Annotated in this window: 4 protein-coding genes; 3 read left to right on the plus strand and 1 reads right to left on the minus strand. The window is 65.7% G+C overall.

Annotation, left to right across the window (positions count from 1 at the left end; translation table 11 throughout):
* The coding region (locus QZY03_RS30625; RefSeq protein ID WP_295587962.1) for a LysR substrate-binding domain-containing protein at nt 1-323 on the minus strand (323 nt) is incomplete at its 3' end.
* 137 nt (nt 324-460) lie between these two features.
* Between QZY03_RS30625 and QZY03_RS30630 the strand changes: the two genes are divergently transcribed.
* From QZY03_RS30630 to QZY03_RS30640, 3 genes are read left to right on the plus strand one after another with little or no spacing between them, the layout of a single operon-like run.
* Nucleotides 461-1381, plus strand: a complete 921-nt coding sequence (locus QZY03_RS30630; protein WP_295587964.1) for a hypothetical protein — start codon at nt 461-463, stop codon at nt 1379-1381.
* The gene (locus QZY03_RS30635) at nt 1374-1754 is read left to right on the plus strand and encodes a DUF1566 domain-containing protein (RefSeq protein WP_295587966.1); all 381 of its coding nucleotides are present in this window, start codon (nt 1374-1376) and stop codon (nt 1752-1754) included. Before QZY03_RS30630 ends, QZY03_RS30635 begins: the two co-directional genes overlap by 8 nt.
* Nucleotides 1754-2629: a DUF1566 domain-containing protein gene (locus QZY03_RS30640; protein ID WP_295587968.1), complete on the plus strand. Its 876-nt coding sequence runs from the start codon at nt 1754-1756 to the stop codon at nt 2627-2629. Before QZY03_RS30635 ends, QZY03_RS30640 begins: the two co-directional genes overlap by 1 nt.
* The last annotated feature ends 224 nt before the right edge of the window (nt 2630-2853 follow it).

Below are 2853 nucleotides of genomic sequence, written 5' to 3' on the forward strand. Positions count from 1 at the left end.
CCCTGACTCTGCACCATGCGCTGCATCAGTTCGGTGAAGTGCTGCTGGAAGCGCCGCAGGTATTTGTCGCGGCGGTAGGCGATGAAGGTGGTCTCCCAGGGGAAGAGATGACTCAGATCGCGGACCGCCAGGTCGGCGTCGATGCGCGCCGAATAGGCGACCGTGGCGATCAGTCCCCCGCCCAGGCCTTCACGCACATAGGTTTTGATCACGTCGGTATCCGCGGCGCTCAGGACGGCGTCCGGCTCCAGGGCCATGCGGGCGAAGGTGGAGCGCAGGCGGCTGGAGCCGGTGAAGCCGAAGACATAACCTATCTTTAACATGACCCCATTGATAACACCCCAAGAGGGAATCTAACCATTTGATTAGTATGTACACGATTCAAAAAAATCGCAATGTAGTGCAAAGTTATTCAATAGGGTCAGAGTAAAGCCGGTGCCGGGTGTCTTAGAGTACCGGGATGTACATCCGTCGCACCCACACCACGAACAGCGCCGCCGGGGAGCGCTACACCACCCACCGCCTGGTGCAGTCCGAGCGCGTGGGCGGTCGGGTGCGGCAGGTCACCCTGTTGAACCTGGGCCGCCAGTTCACGCTGCCCCAGGAGGAGTGGCCGGCACGCTGTGCGCGGCTGGATGCGTTACGCAGCGGCCAGGGCGCCGTGCTGGCCGGCTCCGGGCCCGTCGAACGGGAGGCGCAGCGACTGTTCGCCCGGCTGTTGGCGCGCCAGGGCGTGGCCCCGCCCCTCGCCGGCCGCACCGACGGGGGCGATGTGCAGGCGGTCGACGTCGACTCGCTGGAACTGAGCCGCCCGCGCAGCGCCGGGGTGGAGTCGGTGGCGCTGTGGGCGATGGCGGAGGTGCGTTTTGTCGCGCTGCTCGAACACCTGGGGCTGAGCGGTCCACAACGGGCGCTGATCGTTGGCGCCATCATTTGGCGCATGGCCGCGCCAGGCTCGGAACGGGCGACCCACCGCTGGCTGAGCGCGCGCAGTGCCTTGGGGGAATTGCTGGAGGTCGACCCTTGCGGCGATGGTAAAGCCAACTCAAATGCTCCGTTGACGCAAGGCTGCAATCCGGTTACACGCAAGGTACTGCGAGTGCGCGACCGGTACCTTCCCAGAGCCCGATCAGGCGGTCAGACCATCCGGCGCGGTGGCGGCCCGACAGCGGCCCCCGCGGCTTGGCCCCGGGGTACCCCATCAACGTCACGGAGCAACCATGGTCAAGGTCAACCGCCGCCTCTGGTTTCCGCTCGTCTGGCCGTTGCTGGCAATCTCCGCGGGCGGCACGCTCGCGGACCAGGTTTGCAAGTACGACAGTATCCCCGCAACGGCCTCGGCCAGCCGCTTCACCGACCACGGCGATGGGACCGTGACTGACCAGGCGACCAGGCTCCAATGGAAGCGCTGCAGCGAGGGGCAGGACTGGTCGGGCGGGACCTGCAGCGGGACCGCGGCCGGCTATACTTGGCAGCAGGCCCTGCAGCAGGCGGATACGCCGAGTTTTGCCGGCAAGGACGACTGGCGTCTGCCTGATATCGCTGAATTGACCTCCATCGTCGAGGAGGCTTGCCAGGTTCCGGCCATCGACCTGGGGCTGTTTCCGGCGACCCCCGGATCTGTGTATTGGTCTTCCTCACCCGATGCGTCCTATACCGACTCTGCGTGGATCCTGTACTTCTACTACGGTGGTAGCGGCCACGGCAACAAGCTCAACGCCTACCGGGTTCGGTTGGTGCGGGGTGGACAGTAATGCAGGCTGAATACGGGAAGTCCTGCAGGGTCGATGCGACCACTGCATTGACACCGACCACCGGGGCGGCGTGGCGCTGGGCCGGGATCCTGCTCACGCTGTTCTGGGCCGACGGGGCCTGGGCCGCACTGGCACCCGCCTGGCCGCTCAACGACACCGGGATCGACTGGTGGGCGGATGGGAGTCGCAACAACCTCGCGGCGGCGCCCGCCGGGTACCCCGGCCAGGACGCGAGCCAGGGCCGCGACGCCGCCCAGGACAATGACGTCGATGGTCACGCCGGTTTCTCATTCACCAAGCTCGACGCGAATGGCATGGCCCTGTCGGCAGGCGCGACCTCCTGGTCCTGTGTCCGAGACAACGTCACCGGACTGATTTGGGAAGTCAAGACCGACGACGCCGGCCTGCGCGACCGCGACTGGACCTATTCCTGGTACAACCCGGACGCGACCAGTAACGGCGGCGCGGCCAGCTACCGCAACGCAGGGTCCTGCGGCGGTGAGATCGACTGCGACACCCTGGGCTTCACCCAAGCCGTCAACCGCACTGGCCTCTGTGGCGCCACTGATTGGCGCCTGCCGAACCGCAAGGAGTTGCAGTCCATCGTCGACCGCAGTCGTGTCGATCCGGCCATCGATACCAACTACTTCCCGGACCTGGGATCGAGTAGGTGGCGGTACTGGTCTTCCTCGCCCTATGCCTACGGTGCCGACTCTGCGTGGATCCTGGTCTTCAACGACGGCTCTGACCGCACCAACGACAAGAGCAACGGCAACCAGGTTCGGTTGGTGCGCGGCGGACAGGCCGATGCGCTGCTGCGGTTCTGTTCAGAGTGTCTGCCGGGCCGGGGTGGGTGGCGGGCTATCCTGCGTTGACGGGAGCCGGGGCGTCCCGCCCCGGCTCCTTGTCTGGAATGATAAGAACAACGCGACAATGGCGCTAAGGGCATTCCGCGGCACCGCTCCCACAGGGTCGCCGTGTAACCTCATTCTTCACCCACCACCCCCTGACTCTGCACCATGCGCTGCATCAGTTCGGTGAAGTGCTGCTGGAAGCGCCGCAGGTATTTGTCGCGGCGGTAGGCGATGAAGGTGGTCTC

The sequence above is a fragment of the uncultured Lamprocystis sp. genome, from assembly GCF_903933125.1.
Lineage (GTDB): Bacteria > Pseudomonadota > Gammaproteobacteria > Chromatiales > Chromatiaceae > Thiodictyon.